At 71.6% G+C, this 18,304-nt stretch carries 18 protein-coding genes and 1 pseudogene; 13 read left to right on the forward strand and 6 right to left on the reverse strand.

Features of this window, described 5'->3' with window-relative positions; genetic code table 11:
• The first annotated feature begins 3 nt into the window (after positions 1-3).
• Both ABIE45_RS24125 and ABIE45_RS24130 read left to right on the forward strand, forming a co-directional pair.
• Positions 4-1,476 (forward strand): M81 family metallopeptidase, encoded by a 1,473-nt coding sequence (locus ABIE45_RS24125; protein WP_192708850.1) that lies wholly within the window; start codon positions 4-6, stop codon positions 1,474-1,476.
• Complete coding sequence (locus tag ABIE45_RS24130) at positions 1,473-2,615, forward strand: M20/M25/M40 family metallo-hydrolase (RefSeq protein WP_192708851.1); 1,143 nt, start codon at positions 1,473-1,475, stop codon at positions 2,613-2,615. The genes ABIE45_RS24125 and ABIE45_RS24130 overlap by 4 nt, the downstream gene beginning before the upstream one ends.
• Positions 2,616-2,642: 27 nt before the next feature.
• Here the strand turns inward: ABIE45_RS24130 and ABIE45_RS24135 are convergent, their stop codons facing one another.
• Positions 2,643-4,037 (reverse strand): amidase family protein, encoded by a 1,395-nt coding sequence (locus ABIE45_RS24135; RefSeq protein ID WP_192708852.1) that lies wholly within the window; start codon positions 4,035-4,037, stop codon positions 2,643-2,645.
• A 307-nt stretch (positions 4,038-4,344) separates the two neighbouring features.
• On the opposite strand from ABIE45_RS24135, the gene ABIE45_RS24140 reads away from it, so the two are divergent.
• Entirely contained in the window at positions 4,345-4,506 is a 162-nt protein-coding gene (locus ABIE45_RS24140; RefSeq protein ID WP_192708853.1) for a hypothetical protein, read from the forward strand.
• Between the two features lie 72 nt (positions 4,507-4,578).
• On the opposite strand, the gene ABIE45_RS24145 is transcribed toward ABIE45_RS24140, so the two are convergent.
• The gene (locus tag ABIE45_RS24145) at positions 4,579-5,487 is read right to left on the reverse strand and encodes a metallophosphoesterase (RefSeq protein ID WP_192708854.1); all 909 of its coding nucleotides are present in this window, start codon (positions 5,485-5,487) and stop codon (positions 4,579-4,581) included.
• A gap of 64 nt (positions 5,488-5,551) precedes the next feature.
• Positions 5,552-6,040 (reverse strand): annotated as a pseudogene (locus tag ABIE45_RS24150) (VIT family protein); the annotation flags it as partial.
• Between the two features lie 300 nt (positions 6,041-6,340).
• On the opposite strand from ABIE45_RS24150, the gene ABIE45_RS24155 reads away from it, so the two are divergent.
• The 3 genes from ABIE45_RS24155 to lpxK are packed head-to-tail and all read left to right on the forward strand — an operon-like array spanning position 6,341 to position 9,437.
• Positions 6,341-7,126, forward strand: a complete 786-nt coding sequence (locus ABIE45_RS24155) for a lysophospholipid acyltransferase family protein (RefSeq protein ID WP_192708856.1) — start codon at positions 6,341-6,343, stop codon at positions 7,124-7,126.
• Positions 7,123-8,454, forward strand: a complete 1,332-nt coding sequence (locus tag ABIE45_RS24160) for a 3-deoxy-D-manno-octulosonic acid transferase (protein WP_192708857.1) — start codon at positions 7,123-7,125, stop codon at positions 8,452-8,454. Before ABIE45_RS24155 ends, ABIE45_RS24160 begins: the two co-directional genes overlap by 4 nt.
• On the forward strand, positions 8,454-9,437 hold the full coding sequence (lpxK, locus tag ABIE45_RS24165) for a tetraacyldisaccharide 4'-kinase (RefSeq protein ID WP_192708858.1): 984 nt from the start codon (positions 8,454-8,456) through the stop codon (positions 9,435-9,437). The genes ABIE45_RS24160 and lpxK overlap by 1 nt, the downstream gene beginning before the upstream one ends.
• Before the next feature lie 3 nt (positions 9,438-9,440).
• Here the strand turns inward: lpxK and ABIE45_RS24170 are convergent, their stop codons facing one another.
• Positions 9,441-9,659, reverse strand: a complete 219-nt coding sequence (locus tag ABIE45_RS24170) for a DUF2093 domain-containing protein (protein ID WP_192708859.1) — start codon at positions 9,657-9,659, stop codon at positions 9,441-9,443.
• A gap of 64 nt (positions 9,660-9,723) precedes the next feature.
• On the reverse strand, positions 9,724-10,710 hold the full coding sequence (locus ABIE45_RS24175) for a bifunctional riboflavin kinase/FAD synthetase (RefSeq protein WP_192708860.1): 987 nt from the start codon (positions 10,708-10,710) through the stop codon (positions 9,724-9,726).
• A 312-nt stretch (positions 10,711-11,022) separates the two neighbouring features.
• Here ABIE45_RS24175 and ABIE45_RS24180 point away from each other — a divergent pair, with 312 nt between their 5' ends.
• From ABIE45_RS24180 to ABIE45_RS24205, 6 genes are all read left to right on the forward strand, one after another.
• A complete protein-coding gene (locus ABIE45_RS24180; protein ID WP_012317888.1) occupies positions 11,023-11,406 on the forward strand; it encodes a response regulator in 384 nt (127 codons plus the stop codon).
• Between the two features lie 110 nt (positions 11,407-11,516).
• Positions 11,517-12,050, forward strand: a complete 534-nt coding sequence (locus ABIE45_RS24185) for a protein phosphatase CheZ (RefSeq protein WP_192708861.1) — start codon at positions 11,517-11,519, stop codon at positions 12,048-12,050.
• 110 nt (positions 12,051-12,160) lie between these two features.
• Positions 12,161-12,955, forward strand: a complete 795-nt coding sequence (locus ABIE45_RS24190) for a creatininase family protein (protein ID WP_192708862.1) — start codon at positions 12,161-12,163, stop codon at positions 12,953-12,955.
• Between the two features lie 90 nt (positions 12,956-13,045).
• A complete protein-coding gene (locus ABIE45_RS24195; protein ID WP_192709062.1) occupies positions 13,046-13,762 on the forward strand; it encodes a DUF1223 domain-containing protein in 717 nt (238 codons plus the stop codon).
• Between the two features lie 104 nt (positions 13,763-13,866).
• The gene (locus ABIE45_RS24200) at positions 13,867-14,424 is read left to right on the forward strand and encodes a sigma-70 family RNA polymerase sigma factor (RefSeq protein WP_192709063.1); all 558 of its coding nucleotides are present in this window, start codon (positions 13,867-13,869) and stop codon (positions 14,422-14,424) included.
• Complete coding sequence (locus ABIE45_RS24205; protein WP_373622596.1) at positions 14,421-15,101, forward strand: NrsF family protein; 681 nt, start codon at positions 14,421-14,423, stop codon at positions 15,099-15,101. Before ABIE45_RS24200 ends, ABIE45_RS24205 begins: the two co-directional genes overlap by 4 nt.
• 15 nt (positions 15,102-15,116) lie before the next feature.
• Here the strand turns inward: ABIE45_RS24205 and ABIE45_RS24210 are convergent, their stop codons facing one another.
• Positions 15,117-15,608, reverse strand: coding sequence for a YcgN family cysteine cluster protein (locus ABIE45_RS24210; RefSeq protein WP_192708863.1), 492 nt, complete (start codon positions 15,606-15,608; stop codon positions 15,117-15,119).
• 401 nt (positions 15,609-16,009) lie between these two features.
• Between ABIE45_RS24210 and ABIE45_RS24215 the strand changes: the two genes are divergently transcribed.
• Positions 16,010-18,304, forward strand: a complete 2,295-nt coding sequence (locus ABIE45_RS24215; RefSeq protein ID WP_192708864.1) for a PBP1A family penicillin-binding protein — start codon at positions 16,010-16,012, stop codon at positions 18,302-18,304.

The following is an 18,304-nucleotide window of genomic DNA, read 5'->3' on the forward strand; positions in this document are numbered from 1 at the left end:
CCTTTGAAGATCTTCATCGCGGGCCTCGCCACCGAGACCAACACCTTCGCGCCGCTGCCCACGGGCCGAGCGGCGTTCCGGGCCGATTACGCGCGCCGCGACGGCACCCGGAACCCGCCGAGCCTCAGCAATATCGGCCTCAAGGCCTGGCGCGACCTGGCCGAGGCGGACGGGCACGCTGTCGTCGAGAGTCTCTCGACCTTCGCGCAGCCCGGCGGGATCACCCTGCGCGCCGTCTACGAGGAGTTGCGCGACGCCCTGCTGGAGGATCTGAAGGCCGCGATGCCGGTCGACGCGGTGCTGCTGTTCATGCACGGCGCCATGGTCGCGGAGGGCTATGACGATTGCGAGGGCGACACGCTGGAGCGGGTCCGCGCCATCGTCGGGCCGGACGCCACGATCGGCGTCGAGCTCGACCTGCACTGCCATCTCACCGACACGATGCGGACGAGCGCCGACGTCATCGTGATCTACAAGGAATACCCCCACACCGACATCGTCGACCGCGCCCGCGACCTCTATCCGCTGGTGGTGCGGACGGTGTCGAAGGAGATCCGGCCGGTGATGGCCTACGCCGATTGCCGGATCATCAACATGTGGCGGACCAGCCGCGAGCCGGTGGCGGGCTTCGTGCGCCGGATGGAGGCGCTGGAGGGTCGCGACGGGATCCTATCGGTCTCCTTCGGGCACGGCTTTCCGTGGGGCGACGTGGCCGATGTCGGCGCCAAGATGCTGGTCGTTGCCGACGGCGATGCCGGCAAGGCGCAGGCGCTCGCGGACGAACTCGCCGGCGTCGTCTGGGCCATGCGCGAGGAGGCGGCGAGCCGCTGCGACACGATCGACGCGGCGATCGATCTCACCCTCGCCTCCGACGACCCGCGCCCGATGGTGCTCGCCGACTTCGCCGACAATGCCGGCGCGGGCGCGCCCTCGGACAACACCGCGATCCTCGCGCGTCTCGCCGAGCGGGGCGTCAAGGACGCGGCGCTGGGCCTGATCTGGGATCCCGGCGCGGTCGGCATCTGCCACGAGGCCGGGCTCGGGGCGACCTTCACGCTCCGGATCGGCGGCAAGTGCGGCGTCACCTCGGGTAACCCCGTGGACCTGCGCGTCACCGTGCGCGGCCTCTCGGAGGATCACAGTCAGACCGGGCTCAGCGGCGGCCGGGCCCATCTCGGCCCCGCGGCCTGGGTGGAGGCGGACGGAATCCACGTCGTGCTGACCCACAAGCGCCAGCAGGCCTTCGCGCCCGACGCCTTCACGGGTCTCGGCCTCAGCCTCGACGACAAGCGCATCGTCGTGGTGAAGTCGATGCAGCATTTCTACGCCGCCTTCGCGCCGATCGCGAGCGAGGTCCGCTACGTCGCGGCGCCCGGGGCGGTGCCGCCGGATTACGGGGCCATCCCCTACACCAAGCGGTCGGGCGCCTATTGGCCGCGGGTCGCCGATCCCTTCGCCGAGGAGAAAGCCCGATGATCCCGGATCTCCACTTCGACGCGCGCGAGATTCTCGCGACCCTGCGCCCCTGGGTCGAGTGCGAGAGCCCGACCCACGACGCGGCGGCGGTGAACCGGATGATGGGCGTGGCCGCCCGCGACCTCGCACTCCTGGGAGCCGCCGTCGAGACGATCCCGGGCCGGATGGGGCTGAGCGACTGCGTCCGCGCACGGTTCCCGCACCCCCGACCGGACGTGCCGGGCATCCTGGTGCTCGGCCATCTCGACACGGTGCATCCGGTCGGCACGCTCGGGAGCCTGCCCTGGCGGATCGAGGGCAACCGAGCCTACGGGCCGGGCATCCTCGACATGAAGGGCGGCAACGTGATCGCGCTGGCGGCGCTCCGCGCCCTGGTGGCTTCCGGCATCGCGACGCCCCTGCCGGTGACCGTCCTGTTCACCGGCGACGAGGAGGTCGGCAGCCCCTCGACCCGCGACCTGATCGAGGCCGAGGCCGCCCGGCACGCCTTCGTGCTGGTGCCGGAGCCGGGTCAGCCCGAGAACGGCGTCGTCACCGGACGCTATGCCATCGCGCGCTTCGATCTGGAGGCTCTGGGCCGGCCGAGCCACGCCGGATCCTCGCCGCACGAGGGCCGCTCGGCCATCCGCGCGATGGCCCGTATGATCCTCGCGATCGACGCCATGTCGGATGCCGACTGCACCTTCTCCACGGGCGTGGTCTCGGGCGGGCAATGGGTGAATTGCGTTCCGACCGTTTGCCGCGGGCAGGCGCTCAGCATGGCCAAGCGCCAGGCCGACCTCGACCGCGGCGTCGCGCGAATGCTGGCCCTGTCGGGCGAGGCGGACGGCGTCCGCTTTACCGTGACCCGGGGTGTGACCCGGCCGGTCTGGGAGCCGGATGCCGGCGGCCTGGCCCTCTATGAGCGGGCGCAGCGTCTGAGCGAGGCGCTCGGCCACCTCCTGCCCCACCGCAGCGCCGGCGGCGGCTCCGACGGCAACTTCACCGGCGCCAATGGCATCCCGACGCTGGACGGCCTCGGGCCGCTCGGCCAGGGCTATCATACCCTGGAGGAGCACCTACTGATCGACACGCTGGCCCAGCGAGCGCAGTTGTTCGCGGCTCTGCTGGCGGATCTGGGTGCAGCGGCGCAGGCCTGAGCCCGCATCCGCTGCGGCCCGCGCCCGTCAGGCGGGATCCACCGGCATGTCCGGCACCCCGCCGGCCTCGATCGCCGCGCCCGCCGCGAGACACAGATCCTCCCGATAGCGCGCGGCGACGAGCTGCACGCCCACGGGCGTGCGCCCGACGAGGCCCGTGGTGACGGTGAGCGCCGGGATGCCGAGGGGCGCCAGGCCGACCTGCAGCAGGTTCGCCTCGAAGGCCCGGGCGATGCCCGCATCGCCGGTGCGGTCGAGCCCGTCCGGGAACGGCAGCTCGCCGGAGACCGGCACCAACAGAACCGGGTTCTCGGCGAGGAACAGGCACCAGTCCCGGGCGAGGGTCGCCCGCCGGGTGAGGGCCCGGGCGATGGCGTCGGGCGTCATCGTCTCCGCCCGCGTCCGGAAGCTCTCCAGAAGGCCGATCGCGGCAGGGTCGCCCTCACGCTCCGCGGCGGCGCGGACGGCCGCGTAGCCGTCGCCCAGCCAGAGCTGGAGCTGGAGCTCGCTCGCCTCGCGGATCGGCGGCGTGTCGGCGATCTCCGTGACCGTCCAGCCGGCCTCGGTCAGGCGGCGCGCGGCGTCCCGCAGCGCTGCCTCGACCTCCGGGACCACAGCGAGACCGCCCGGCCGGACGCAGAGCGTGGCCCGCCGCGGGCATTCCGGGCCCACCAGGGGCGCGGGGACCCACCAGGGGTCGCGCGGATCGGGCGCTGCCATGACCTCCAGGCCGAGGCGGATATCCGCGATGCTGCGGGCGAGCGGTCCCGACACCGCCATGAGCTGCGGCCCGATCCCGCGCTCGGGTGAGGACGGATTCCAGGCCGGGATGCGGCCGAGGCTCGGCCGAAGGCCATGGACCCCACAGGCATAGGCAGGATAGCGCACCGAGCCGGCGATGTCGGTGCCGTGGGCGATCGCTCCAATTCCAGCAGCGACCGCGGCGCCCGCCCCGCCCGACGAGCCCCCCGGCGTCAGTGCCGGATCGCGCGGGTTCTTGGTCTCGCCGTGCAGCTGGTTGGTGGTGAACCAGCGCAGCGAGAAGGCCGGCGTGTTGGTCCGCCCGAGCAGCACCGCGCCGGCACGCCGGAGATTGGCCACCACGGGACTGTCCTCCTGGGCAACCAAGTCCCGCTGCAGGCGCAGGCCGTTCGTCGTCGCGAAGCCGCGCTGATCGGCATTCACCTTGACGGTCACCGGCACGCCCGCGAGCATCCCTGCTTCCGCACCGCGCGCCCGCGCCGCGTCGACGGCGTCCGCCTGCCTCAGCACGTCCTCGGGACGATGCTCGACCACGGCGTTGATCCGGCCATTGACCGCGTCGAGCCGCGCGAGGGCATCCTGCGCGGCCTCGCGCGCCGAGACCTGGCCGGCGCGGATCAGGGCCGCGAGATCGGTCGCCGTCAGACGCCAGAGCTGCATGGGGGTTCCTTTCGTCTGGCCCGACAGGGCCGATCCATCCTGCGATTCGCGGCGCCTCGGGCGCTCCGCGAACCTAATTCAATATGCAAGCGGGCGGCCGCTTTTTTATGCAGCTGGGGATCGTCAGGGCCCGCAAGGGTTTGCCGCGCTGCAGCAGAATTACCTAAGCATTCGTCCGCCTCGCACTCTTGCCAGCCCGTAAACGACGGCTAACCTAGTCGTCGTTCGCGCGTTCGACCCGCCAATCCAGCAAAAAGGACGATCTCCTCAGACGAAGGCAGGCAACCTCCAACAAAGGCAGGCTCCCATGGCAGAGGTGATTCGCGTCAAGCCGACACATGACGGCACTTACACCGTGTATCGCGGGGCACTCGCGCTGATCTGCGGCCTGACACGTCTTCAGGCCGAGCGCTACGAAGCGAGTCTCAGCCGGCAACAGCGCGCCGATCTCGCGGCGGTCGGCGTCTGATCTCCCACGGACGACCATCGACGATCATCAGGCCGGCGCGACCGAGGACGGGAGCCGTGCCGGCCGATCATCTCAGGCGAGGTCGACGGGCCCAAGGTCGCCCATTGCCCCCACCGCATCGAGGCCCCGGCGCCGGGCGCTGACCGCGTAGCCGTCTCCGGCCCGAGCGATCTCGTACAGCAGATAAGAGGCCCGGCGCGAGGCGATCGCCCCGTGGCCGTCGGGGCGGGCTGAGGCCGAAGGCGCGCCGACGACCGGCACGCCGCGCCCGTCCGGACCCGGGATGACGGCGCTGCTGGTGACGTGGTTATGGCCGTGCAGGATCAGGTCCGCGCCGGCCCGCCCGATCATCGCCGTGAAGGCGGCCGCGTCCTTCAGCTCACGCCCCGGCGAGGCCCCTCCCGGCTGCGGCGGGTGATGGATCATCACGACGCGGAACGGCCGGCCCGGCTCCGTGGCCAGCGCCCGCAGCAGCACCTCGGCGGCGGCGAGCTGCGGCGCGCCGAGCCGTCCGGTGGCCACGAAGGGCTTGGTCGGGATCGCGCTGGAGAGGCCGACGAGGGCAAGCGGCCCGCGGCGCCGAAGATAGGGGAAGCGTCCCGAAGACCCGGTGTCGTCGCCCGTGTAGCGGCCGCAGGCGGCGAGCAAACCCTCCAGCGAGCCGCGGACATAGGCGTCGTGGTTGCCCGGGACGAAGCTCACCGTTTCGGGAGGGCCCAGGGCTTCGAGGAAGGTCCGCGCCGTTTCCCACTCGCTCGGCAGGCCGATGTTGCACAGGTCGCCCGTACAGGCGACGTGCCCCGCCCCCTGCCCTTTCAGGTCGGCAACCAGGGCTTCCAGGACGGTCATGTCGTGGCTGCGCGAGCGGCCGCGCCGCCAGTTCGCGTAGCCAGTGGCGCGTTTGCCAATGAGCTGGTGCAGGCGCACGCGACCGAGGGGGCCGACATGCGGGTCGCTGAGATGGGCGAGGCGGAAGTTCAACGCCGGAGGTCACCCTCGAGACGGCCACGGGACGCGCTCCGCATCGCGGGCGCGGGGCCCGTCGTCAAGCGCTACCGATGAGGATCCCGGCGGCGAGCACCAACGCGCCGCCGAGCATCACCTGCATCGCGGCCCGCCAGAACGGCGTCGCCATGAAGCGCGTGCGGATCGCCGCGATGACGACGAGCTCGACGGCTACCACCAGCACGGCGAGGGTCGTGGCGAGGAGAAACGGGTTCGGCCAGCCCGCGGGAAGCGTGTCGGGGATCGCATAAGGCAAGGTGTGGCCGAGGCCGCCGAGCGTCGTCATGGCCCCGCAGACGAGACCGCGCATCAGCGGGTCGCCCCGCCCGGTGACGCTGCCGTCGTCCGACAGGGCTTCCGTGAATCCCATGCTGATCCCGGCGCCCACCGAGGCAGCCAGGCCGACCAGGAAGGTCGCGCCATTGTGACCCGTGGCAAAGGCCGCCGCGAAGATCGGCGCGAGGGTCGACACGGAGCCGTCGATCAAGCCGGCGAGGCCGGGCTGGACGTAGCGCAGGACGAAGGTGCGATGGGCGTCCGCGGCCGCGCCACCGGAGCTTTCGAGAACAGCTGCCATGGGCTGGATTCCTGTTTAGACGAATTCCAATCTATAGTTTGGAACGTGTCTAAACAAGGGCTCGTGCCGTGTTTTTGCCGTGCGGCGGGAGCAAGCGCTGCGCCGGGACGGCCGCCCCGGCGGGCCGATCACAAACGTCTGGTTGTGGACGTGGCCGGTTGTTTCGGCTTCGGCGCGGGAGCTAGACCATGCGCGGTCAAATTCGATCCGGAACCGATCGGGCGGCGGCTTTCCAGCCGCCCCAGGCATGACATGAGCCTCGGCAAGCGTTTTCTCCGACATCCCCTCGTGCAGCGCAGTCTCGGGCGCCTCGCGGCCTCCTATCTCCGGCTGGTGCGGCGCACGAACCGCTTCGAGATTTATGCCGGGAGCGCGCCTCCGGGAGGCGTGGACGCCTGGATGGACGCCCACATCCCGCTCATCGCCGGGATGTGGCACGGCCAGCACATCATGATGCCGTTCATGAGCCGTCCGAAAGACCGGGTGGCCACGATCATCTCGAAGAATCCGGACGGCAACATCAACACCATCGCGTTGGAGCACCTCGGCGTGCGGGTGATGCGGGCCTCCGGCGCCCGGGGCCGGAACCGGACGACCGACCACCGCGCCAAGGGCGGGGCCGAGGGATTGCGGGGCATGCTCCGGGCCCTGAAGGAGGGTGAGTCGGTCGCCTTCAGCGCGGACGTGCCGAAGATCTCGCGTCGCTGCGACGCCGGGATCCTGACGCTGGCACGCCTTTCCGGCCGTCCCATCGTCCCGGCCGCCGTGGTCACGAGCCGGCACCTGCGCTTTGGATCCTGGGACCGCGCCTGTCTCGGCCTGCCGTTCGGGCGCGGCGCGATCGTGCTCGGCGATCCCATCTACGTGCCGCGCGACAGCGAGGGGGACGCCTTCGAGACGCTGCGCCGCTTCGTCGAGGCCGAGATGAACCGCGTGCATGCGCGCGCCTACGCGCTGGTCGGGCGCGCCGACCGCGCGGCGCTCTATCGGGATCCGGCCGCGACGGCCGCCCCGGCCTCGGCGGGAGACGTCGCGTGAGGCGCCCCTCTGTGACCCTGCCGCTCCAGGCCTACCGGGCGGGCCTGCGGATCGGCGAGCCGGCGCTGACCGGGCTCCTCGCGTGGCGGGCGCAGCGCGGCAAGGAGGATCCGCTGCGGCTGCCCGAGCGGCGCGGGCTGCCGGGCCGGGCGCGCCCGGTCGGGCCGCTGGCCTGGATGCACGGAGCCAGCGTCGGCGAGGCGCTGTCGCTGATCGGCCTCGTCGAGGGCATGATCGCCCGCGGCTTCTCCGTGCTGGTGACCACGGGCACGCGCGCGGCCGCCGAACTGATCGGCTCCCGCCTGCCGTCCGGCGCGGTGCACCAGTACATGCCCCTCGACGCCCCGCGCTGGATGGCGCGCTTCCTCGACCATTGGCAGCCGGACCTGGCGGTGATCGCCGAGTCGGAGATCTGGCCCAACACGATCCTCGCCCTGGACGACCGCGAGATCCCGCTGATCCTGGTCAATGGGCGCATGTCGGAGCGCTCCTTCCATGGCTGGGAACGCTGCCCCCGCACCGCCAAGGCGCTTCTGTCGCGGATCGCGATCTGCCTGACCCAGACGCAGGAGGATGGCGAGCGCTTCGCCAAGCTCGGCGCGCCGCGGGTGAGCATCGCGGGGAACCTGAAGTTCGACGCGCCGGTGCCGCCGGCCGACCCGCAGCAACTCGCCTATCTGGGCGCCATGCTCGCCGGCCGTCCGGTCTGGGTGGCGGCGAGCACGCATCCCGGCGAGGAGGCGATGGTCGCCTATGCGCACGCGGTGCTGAAAGCCCGGTTCCCGCAACTCCTGACCATCATCGCCCCGCGGCATCCGGTCCGGGGCGCCGAGGTGGTCGCGTGCGCGGACGCCCTCGGCCTGCGCAGTGCCCGGCGCTCCACCGGTGGACGGCCCCACCCTTCCGTGGAGGTCTACGTCGCCGACACGATCGGCGAACTCGGCCTGTTCTATCGTCTCGCCCCTCTGGTGTTCCTCGGCGGCTCCCTGGTGTCGCGCGGCGGCCAGAACCCGATCGAGCCGGTGCGTCTGGACACGGTCGTCCTGCACGGCCCGCACACCGAGAACTTCGCGGTGATCTACAGCGCCCTCGACCGGGCCGGCGGCGCCCTGCAGGTGCGCGACGGCGTCGAGCTGGCGGCGGTCGCCGGCGAACTCCTGGGCGATCCGGGACGCTTCGGCGGCATGATGCTGGCCGGGCAGAGCGCCCTGCGGCCCTTCGAGGGCGCGGTCGCGCGCACCCTCGCGGTGCTCGATCCGTTCGTCGCACAGATGAAGCTTCAGCGGCTCGACCGCGGCGGTCCCGTGCGCCCGCTCGCGCGGGTCTGATGCGGCCGCCGGCCTTCTGGGCGGCGGGGCCGGATCATCCGGCCGCCCGCTGCCTCGCGCCGCTGGGGGCCGCCTACGGAGCGCTCGTGGCCCGGCGCATGGACCGGCCGGGCGCGCGGGCGGGCTGCCCGATCCTGTGCCTGGGAAACTTCACCCTCGGCGGCGCCGGCAAGACGCCGGCCGCCTTGGCCCTGGCCGCCGTGCTCGCCGCCCTCGGCCGCACGCCCGCCTTCCTGTCCCGCGGCTATGGCGGCCGAACGGCCGGCCCGGTGCAGGTCGATCTCGCCCGGCATGATGCGGACGCGGTCGGCGACGAGCCGCTGCTCCTAGCCCGCCGGGCGCCGACGGTGGTGTCCCGTGACCGGCCGGCTGGAGCCGCCCTGTGCCGGGCGCTCGGGGCCGACACCATCGTGATGGATGACGGGCTGCAGAATCCGAGCCTCGTGAAGGATCTCAGCCTCGCCGTGATCGACGGTCCCGCCGGCCTCGGCAACGGTCTACCGGTCCCGGCCGGCCCGCTGCGCGCCCCGCTCGACCGCCAATGGCGACACGTCGCCGGGCTGATCCTGGTCGGGGACGGGGCACCGGGCGAGGCGGTCGCCCGCACGGCCGAGGCTCGGGGGCTGCCGGTCCACCGGGCGCGCCTCGTCCGGGAGACGGACGATCTGGCGGGTCGCCGCTGTCTCGCCTTCGCGGGGATCGGCCGACCGGACAAGTTCTTCGCAACGCTCGCCGAGGCGGGGACGGTGATCGCGGCGACGCGCCCCTTTCCCGATCATCATCGCTATCGGGCCGGCGAGCTGGCCACCCTGGCCGCCGAGGCGCAGCGGCTCGGCGCCGATCTCGTCACCACCGAGAAGGATGCGGTGCGCCTGCCGCCCGCCTTCGCGGCCCGGGTGCGCGTGCTGCGCGTCCGGCTCGCCTTCGACGACGCGGGGGCTCTTCGCCGACAGGTTCAGGGCGCGCTCGCCGGCGCGCCGTGACGGTCAGGGACGGCCGGTTTCCTTGAGCCGCTTCAGGATCGCCTCGGGGGAGATGTAGGCCTCCTGCCGGACCGCGCTCCAGTAGCGCAGGGCGTCGAGCGGGATCGGCTCGCCGGTCACCGCGCAGCGCACGAAGCTGCCCGGCTTGACCACCCGCATGGTGCCGTCGCCGTACTCGACGACCGCCTCGCCGTTGTTCGCGCGTTCGTAACGACCCAGCACATTCGCCTCCCGATCGATGTCGGCCTTCTACACGATCCGCGCCGGCCGCGCTGCCTCTGAAGAATCAGGTCAGCATCGACCGGGTTTCATCGCTCGCCAGCAGGTCCCGCGCGGCGGATGCATCGATGTGCATGCGCGCGACCAGGGCGTCGGCGCTGTCGAACCGTTCCTCGCCGCGGATGTAGCCGACGAATTCGACGGCGATCTCCTGCCCGTAGAGATCACCGGAGAAGTCGAACAGATAGGTCTCCAGGAGCGGGGCGCCGTCGTCGAAGGTCGGGCGGCGTCCGTAGCTCGCCACCCCGTCGTAGAACTGACCGGACCCGAGGCGGACCCGGACCGCGTAGATCCCGTGGGCGAGCCCGCAATCCGGCAGCCGGACATTGGCGGTCGGAAAGCCGAGCTGGCGGCCGCGCTTGTCGCCGTGCTGGACCGGGCCGAGGACGAACCAGCGATAGCCGAGTAGCGCGTTGGCGCGGGTCACGTCGCCGGCGCCGAGGGCGGCGCGGATCGCGCTCGACGAGACCGGCTCGGTCTCGCCCCCGAGGGCGACCGGGTCGACGATCCGGCAGCTCATCCCGGCCTCGCGGCAGAGCTCGGCCAGGATCGTGGGCGTGCCTTCGCGGCCACAGCCGAAATGGAAATCGTGACCGACGACCACGCCGGACAGGCCGAGCGACCCTTTGAGGAAATCGAGCACGAAGGCGCGCGCGCCCGTGGCCGCCAGGGCGCCGTCGAACCGGCGCACGATCAGCCCGTCGAGGCCGAGATGGGCGAACACGATCTCCTTGGCGGCGAGCCCGGTGAGGCGGAACATCGGCGCGTCCGGCATGAAATAGGCCCGCGGATGCGGCTCGAAGGTGAGCACCGCCGCCGGCCGTCCGGCCTCGGCGGCGGCTAGGCGCACGCTATCGACAAGCACCCGGTGACCGAGATGGACGCCGTCGAAGTTGCCGATCGCCGCCACGGCCCCCGCCAGGGCCGGCGGCACCGGCGCATCGGCGCGGCAGATCGTGAAGGGTCGCGCGGCCGTTGCGTCGCCTGTGGCCATCGTTCCGGGGTCGGATGCTGGGAAGGGTCGGATGGGTTCGCCTGACATGTCCGCGAGGGGCCCGACGCGGCCGGACCCTGCCCAAAGGCGCCCGGAGGGTCAAGCGAGGCCTCGAAGCGGGCCCCTGCGACCGGCCCATGGAACGCGGCCGTGACGCCGGGCCATGCGCCGACCGCGCCGATTAACGGCTTCGCAATGCGCGTGCGCTATTTAAAATGACGAGCAGCGCAGCTAAATTGCCGCGTTAGCGAAGCGTTAATCTATCCGGGAGCCGGCGCGGCTTCCCGCCGGGCAATACGGAGCAGTTGTTCGATGGCTCTCGATCTGAGCATGCCGATCCTCGTTGTCGACGATTACCAGACGATGGTCCGCATTATCCGTAATCTTCTGAAGCAGCTCGGATTCGAGGAAGTCGATGATGCTTCGGATGGCACCGAGGCTCTTGCGCGCCTCAAGGGCCGCAAGTATGGCCTCGTGATCTCCGACTGGAACATGGAGCCGATGACCGGGTACGAGCTGCTCCGGCACGTGCGCGCGGATGAAAATCTTCGGACGACGCCGTTCATCATGGTGACGGCCGAATCGAAGACCGAGAACGTCATCGCCGCCAAGAAGGCCGGCGTGAACAATTATATCGTCAAGCCCTTCAACGCCGCCACGCTGAAGTCGAAGATCGAGGCGGTCTGCGGGAGCTGATCGGCCCCATGCAGCGCCCCCCGCGCCGACCCGCCGGATCACCGACGCGCCGTAAGGCACGCGGGACCGGCACGGTCGGCCAGGACGGTCATCGATCCCAGGAGGACAGCATGTCGTTAGCCGTCGCGCGGCAGGCCGATTTGCGGATGCGGGAGCCGCAGGCCGTCATCGCCGAGTTGATCGAGATCGCGGACTATATCGCCCACCTGCGCGAGGAGATCGGCGCGCTGCGGGCGAACGAGATGAGCCGCGACCGGATCCCCATGGCGCATGAGGAGCTCGGCAGCGTCGTCGCGGCGACTGCCGGCGCCACCAACACCATCATGGAAGCCGCGGAAGCGATGCTCGGGCTCCCGGACGGCCCCGGCTACCGCGACGCCGTCGAGGAGCGGATCAACACGATCTTCGAGGCCTGCGCGTTCCAGGACATCACCGGTCAGCGGATCGCCAAGGTGGTGGAGTCGCTCAGGCTGTTCGAGCAGCGCCTGGCCCGGTTCGTCGGGGCCGTGAAGGCCCGCGATACCGGCGCTATGGACCCGGCCGAGCGCGCCCGCCGCGCCCGTGCCGAGGATCTGCTGCTCAACGGCCCCCAGGCAGTCGAGGCGACACCCTCCCAGGACGACATCGACGCGCTCTTCGCCTGATGCGCCGCTCCGGATCGCCGGTCCGGGCGTCGACTCGGTGGCCACGCTCCGGTTAGATCGCCGTCCGTAACCGGTTGCCGCACGGCGCCGGCAGGAGGCCTCTGCAGGATATGGCGGCGCGGCTCTGGTCCGACCTCACCACGAACGACTTCGCCCGTCGCGACATGCGGCGGGCGATCGCGGTGCTGCCGGTGGCCGCCATCGAGCAGCATGGTCCCCATCTGCCACTCTCGACCGATTGCGACATCGCCGAGGGCTACCTCGCCCGCGTGCGCGGGCGAGTGCCAGCGGAGCTCGACGTGCTGCTGCTGCCCGTGCAGACGGTGGGCAAATCCGACGAGCACGACGCCTTCCCGGGGACGCTGTCCCTGGAGACCGGGACGGCGCTGGCGGCCTGGACGGGGCTCGGCGCCGCGATCAGCCGCGCCGGCTGCCGCAAGCTGGTGATCGTCACGAGCCATGGCGGCAACAGCCCGCTCATCGACCTTGTGGCGGGAGAGCTGCGGTCGCGCTTCGGCATGGTCGCGGTGACGACTTCCTGGGCGCGGTTCGGCTATCCGGACGGCCTGTTCCCGGCCGAGGAGATCGCCCACGGCATCCATGCCGGCGGCATCGAGACCGCGCTGATGCTGGCGCTGCGCCCCGATCTCGTGCGGACCGACCGGATCGCCGATTTCCCGCCGCGGACCCGCGCGATGGTCCGCGATTTCACCCATCTGCGCGCCGGCCGCCCTGCCGCTTTCGCCTGGAAAGCCGAGGATCTCCACCCCTCCGGCGCCATCGGCGACGCGCGGCTCGGCACGGCCGAAGCCGGCCACGCCGCGCTGGAATACGGGGCGCAGGCTTTCGTGGCGCTCCTGCGCGACGTCGACGCGTTCGAGCTCGACGGGCAGGAACCGGCGTAACCGCTGCCGCCGCGCTGCGAAAGAGCCGGTACGCCGGCCCAGAGGGCCGGCGCGGGAGCCCCGGCCATGCGTCCTGTCATTGGTCCAATCTTGCGTCCTGCGGCGCTGATCGCCGCCCTGATGTGCGCGGCCGCTGGCCCGACCCCCGCGGCGGCGCGTCCCGTCGTCGTCGAGCTGTTCACCTCGCAGAGCTGCTCCTCCTGCCCGCCCGCCGAGGCGCTGCTCGGCCGGCTGGCGCGGGAGCACGCCGACATCCTGCCGCTCGCCTTCCACGTCACCTACTGGAACCACCTGAACTGGCGCGACCCCTACGCCCTGCCCGCCGCCACAGCGCGCCAGGAGGCCTACGCGGCCCGGCTCGGTGGCGGCGCCTACACGCCGGAAGCGGTGATCGACGGTCGGACCGGCCTCGTCGGCTCCGACGAGGCCGGTCTGCGGGGCGCGATCGCGCGTGCCCGGGAGGCCGGGCCGGCGGTCTCGGCGAGGCTTTCCCGTGACGGCGACCACGTCGCCGCGCAGGTCGGGGCCGGCCACGGCACCGCCCGGGTCCTGCTGATCGGCTTCGATCCGAGCCACACCACCCGGGTGCTGCGCGGCGAGAATGCCGGGCGCACCATCGAGCAGGCCAACATCGTCCGCTCGATCCGCGAGCTCGGTCCCTGGTCCGGCGCCGCCGCGACCTTCACGGCCGCCCTGCCGGAGGGCGAGACCGCGGCCCTGCTCGTGCAGGCGGAGGACGGGCGCATCCTCGGGGCCGCCCGCCTGGATCAGCCCGGCACCGCAACGGACCGGGAGGCGCTGCGATGATGCTGACCCTGCCGGGCGCCGATGCCTGCAGCTGGGCGCTGGCGCCGGGACCCGAACGCGGGCAAAAGACGGCGCGTGCCGGCGGACGGAACGGCGGAGCCCGGATGGCGCTCGAAGAGGATCTTGCGGCTCTGATGGCGGCGGCGCAGGGCGGCGACGCAGCCGCCTATCGCGCCCTGCTGAAGGCCTGCCTGCCGGTCGTGTCGGCGATCGCCAGGGGGCAGGGCGTGCGCGGCGAGGCGGTGGACGACGTCGTGCAGGATACGCTGATGACGGTCCACCGGGCGCGGGCGAGCTACGATCCGACGCGCCCGTTCCTGCCCTGGCTGCGCGCGATCACCCAGCGGCGGGTGATCGACCGCCTGCGCCGTTCGGGTCGCCGGCCGCGGGAGGTCAACGACCCCCTGGCCTACGAGGCCGAGGTCGATCCCGGACCCGCCCCCGGCCAAGGCCTCGAGGCCCGGGACCGCGCCGCCGCCCTGGCGCGCGCGGTGGCGTCCCTCCCCGAGGGGCAGCGGCAGGCGGTGGAGCATCTCGGCCTGCGCGAACTCTCGCTCGATGAGACCGCGGCGCTCACCGGCCGGAGCAAGGGCGCGCTCAAGGTCAATCTACACCGCGCGCTGAAGGCGCTCCGGGCCAGCCTGACGCAGGAGAGGGAATGATGCCCGAACGCGTCGGCTGTAGCCTGTCCCGCCACGAGCAACTCGTCGAGGACCTCGCGGGCGACCTCGAACCCGTGCGGCCGCTCCCGGCTCCGGGCCTGCGCGCGGCCCTGTGGCTCGGCTCGGCCCTGCTGATCGGCCTTGGGCTGGCGGCCTGGTTCGGCACGGGCGGGTTCATGCTTCGGATGCGCGTCCCCGATCTCGCCCTGGCCGCCGTGGGCGCCGTGCTGACCGCTGCTGCGGCCGCGTTCGCGGCGTTTGCCACCAGCGTGCCGGGTCGCTCGATCGGCTGGGCGTTCCTGCCCGTGCCGCCGCTGGCCCTGTGGATCGGGGCGAGTGGTCTCGGCTGCCTGCGCGAGTGGGTCGCGCCGGGATCCGACATTCCGGGCGCCCACACGGTGACGGGCTGCTTCAGCTTCCTGATCTGCGTGTCGGTGCCCCTTTCGGCGCTGATCGTCGTGATGCTGCGGCGCGCCTGTCCTCTGCGGCCGAATCTCACGGCGGCCCTGGGCGGCCTCGCGGTGGCGGCGGCGGCGGCGGCGCTGCTGATGCCGGTTCATCCGCACGACGCGACGGCGACCGACCTCCTGATCCACGCGGCGGCGGTCGCCATCGTTATCGCCCTGAACGGGCTGGCCGGGGGCAGGTTGATCGGCCGCGATGCCGGAACCGGCTGAGCGCCTGTCCCGGCCTCAATCCCCGTAGGGGTCGCGGGCCGGCCAGTCCACGATCCGGTCCGGCAACTCGTCCTCGGAGAATTCCTCCTCGTTGCCGGAGAGCCTGCCACGGACCGAGATGCCGGCCTCGTGGACGCTCGAGGCCCGTCCCGAGATCAGGGGGTGCCACGGGTACAGCGGCTCACCGTCCCGGACGAGACGGTAGGCGCAGGTCGGCGGCAGCCACGCGATTGTGCGCACCGCCTCGGGTGTCAAACGGACGCAGTCCGGCACCCGCTTCTGGCGGCGCGGATAGTCGCGGCAGCGGCAGGTGAGCCCGTCAAGGAGCGTGCAGCCGACATCCGTGTGGTGGACCTCGCCGGTATCCTCGTCCTCGAGCTTCATCAGGCAGCACCGGCCGCACCCGTCGCACAGGCTCTCCCATTCGGAGGGGCTCATGGCGTCGAGGGTCTTGGTCCGCCAGAACGGCTCGACGGCCCCGCGGCGCGGCGCCTCGGGCTTGGGCATCTTTCAGGTCTCTCGATCGGGAGGTGCGTCTCTCTGCCCGAGCCGCGGGACCGCTGCAAGCGTAGCAGTCGGCCCATGAGCGCCAGAGTTTTTGGGCGATGCGTGTGGCCGCCTTGCACGACCAACGCCGTCCTTCCGGGCTCGGCTTCGGCGCCCCGGAACCACGGGGGTCGATGGGCTCCAAGCCTGATCGGCGCAGCGGTGTGACCCGATCGCGCCCTCACGCGTTATGCCCAAGCTCGTCCGCGGCGATTCGTGAGACTGCGCAGAGCCTCGCCGACGGTTCCGGATCCTGCTATGGACGGGAGCGCCGCGCGGTGGTCCGGGCGCAGGCTTCGCGCCGGCGGCGCGGGTGCGTCACCATCCGCCGCAGAGGCGCTCGACAAGCCGGGTTCGACATCGTGCGCCTGCCGACGCTCACCGAGATCAAGATCCGCTTCGAACGCGCCGCCCTCGCGTTCGACGCCTGGGTCAATGCCAGCCTGTACGACGGCGGCCAGTCCACCGGCGAGGCCTACGAGCGCTTCCAGCGCGTCATGAGCCGCTTCGCGGTGCGCGGCTGGAAGCGCGTCGCCCTCGACCTCACCAGCGAGGCCGTCACCATCGGCACCGGCGGCGCCGTGCTGATGCTGGCGCTGGCGCAGCCCGCCTTTCAGCTCACCAGCGAGAACTGGCTGAAGCAGCAGGACCTCGCCGTAACCTTCCTCGACCGCTACGGCACCGAGGTCGGGCGCCGCGGCATTAAGCATGATGACTCGCTCAAGCTCGACGAGTTTCCCGACATCATGATCAAGGCGCTGGTCTCCACGGAGGACCGGCGCTTCTACGAGCATTGGGGCATCGACCCGATCGGCACCCTCCGGGCGCTCGTGAACAACTCGAAGGGCGGCGGCGGCACGCAGGGCGGCTCCTCGATCACCCAGCAGCTCGCCAAGAACCTGTTTTTGACGAACGAGCGCTCGCTCGAAAGAAAGGTGAACGAGGCGTTCCTGGCGCTCTGGCTCGAGAGCCACCTGACCAAGAACGAGATCCTGAAGCTCTACCTCGACCGGGCCTATATGGGCGGCGGCACCTTCGGCGCGGTGGCGGCGGCGGATTACTATTTCGGCAAGCCGCTCAAGGACATCAGCCTCGCCGAGGCCGCCATGCTGGCGGGCCTGTTCAAGGCGCCGACCAAGTACGCCCCGCACGTCAACCTGCCGGCGGCCCGCGCCCGGGCGGCCGACGTGCTGCACAACATGGTCGAGGCCGGCTTCGTCACCGAGGGCCAGATCCAGACGGCCCTGCGCAACCCGGCGACGCCGGTGACCCGCACCCGCGACATCACCGCCGACTACTACCTCGACTGGGCCTTCGGCGAGATCAAGGGCATGGCCGACGCCGGAAAGCTGCGCAACGACCGCGTGCTGACCGTGAAGACGCCCCTCGACCTCGGGATCCAGAAGCGCGCCGACGAGGTGGTGGCCGACATCCTGCGCAAGTCCGGCGACGCCATGGATGTCGACGAGGCCGCCATGGTCATCCTCGACCCCGACGGGGCGCTGCGCGCCATGGTCGGCGGCGCCGATTACGGCGAGAGCCAGTTCAACCGCGCCACGGACGCGCTGCGCCAGCCCGGCTCGTCGTTCAAGCCCTACGTCTATTCCGCAGCCCTGGCCTCGGGCCTGTTCAAGCCCGATACGACGGTCGTCGACAGCCCGGTCTGCATCGGCAACTGGTGCCCGCAGAATTACGGCCGCTCCTATGCGGGCCGGGTGCCGATGTGGCTCGCCGTGGCGAAGTCGATCAACACCATCCCGATCAAGATCTCGATCGCGCTGGGCAAGGCCATGGGCATCAGCCACGAGGCCCGGGCCGCCAAGGCCGGGCGCGCGAAGATCACCGAACTGGCCCACAAGATGGGCATCACCTCGAACCTGATCGACACGGTCTCGATGCCGATCGGCTCGGACGAGGTGACGGTGATCGATCAGGCGGCCGGATACGCGGTGTTCGCCAACGGCGGCTTCCGGGCCAAGCCCTACGCGGCCATGGAGGTGAAGAACTCCTCGGGCGAGGTGATCTACCGGCACGCCGACGAGGCGCCCGAGCGGGTGCTCTCGCCCCAGGTCGTGGCCGACATGAACTTCATGCTCAACAAGGTCGTCGAGGAAGGCACCGGCAAGCGGGCGCAGCTCGAGGGCGTGAAGGTCGCAGGCAAGTCCGGCACCACGAACGCCTACCGGGACGCGTGGTTCGTCGGCTACACCGGCAATTACGTCGGCGCGGTCTGGTTCGGGAACGACGACCACACCTCGACCAACAAGCTGACCGGCGGCTCGCTCCCGGCCCAGACCTGGCACGATGTGATGGAGCCGGCCCACCAGGGCATCGAGATCAAGGGCCTGCCGGGCCTGAAGGACAGCCCGCGCGCTGCCCAGCAGCAGGCCTCCGGCGGCCCGACGGCCCCGACCGACCCGAATGCCAGTGCCTACGGCAAGCTCTCGCGCCGCTCCTTCGAGGTGATCAGCGGCCTGAACGGCCTGTTCCGCACGGTCGACCGGGCGCCCGCCGCGGATCCGGGCGCCCGGTCCGGCGCCGCGGATCCGAAGTCCGGAAAGAAGCCCGACGACAGGGCATCGGCCGGACCGGCGGGCCAGCCCCGCGCTGTGGCCGAAGGCGGCCGCTCGGCCGGCGGCTTCATCGAGATGCGGTGA

Origin of the sequence: Methylobacterium sp. OAE515 (assembly GCF_041806315.1) — a bacterium.
In the GTDB taxonomy this organism is placed as follows: Bacteria; Pseudomonadota; Alphaproteobacteria; order Rhizobiales; family Beijerinckiaceae; genus Methylobacterium; species Methylobacterium tardum.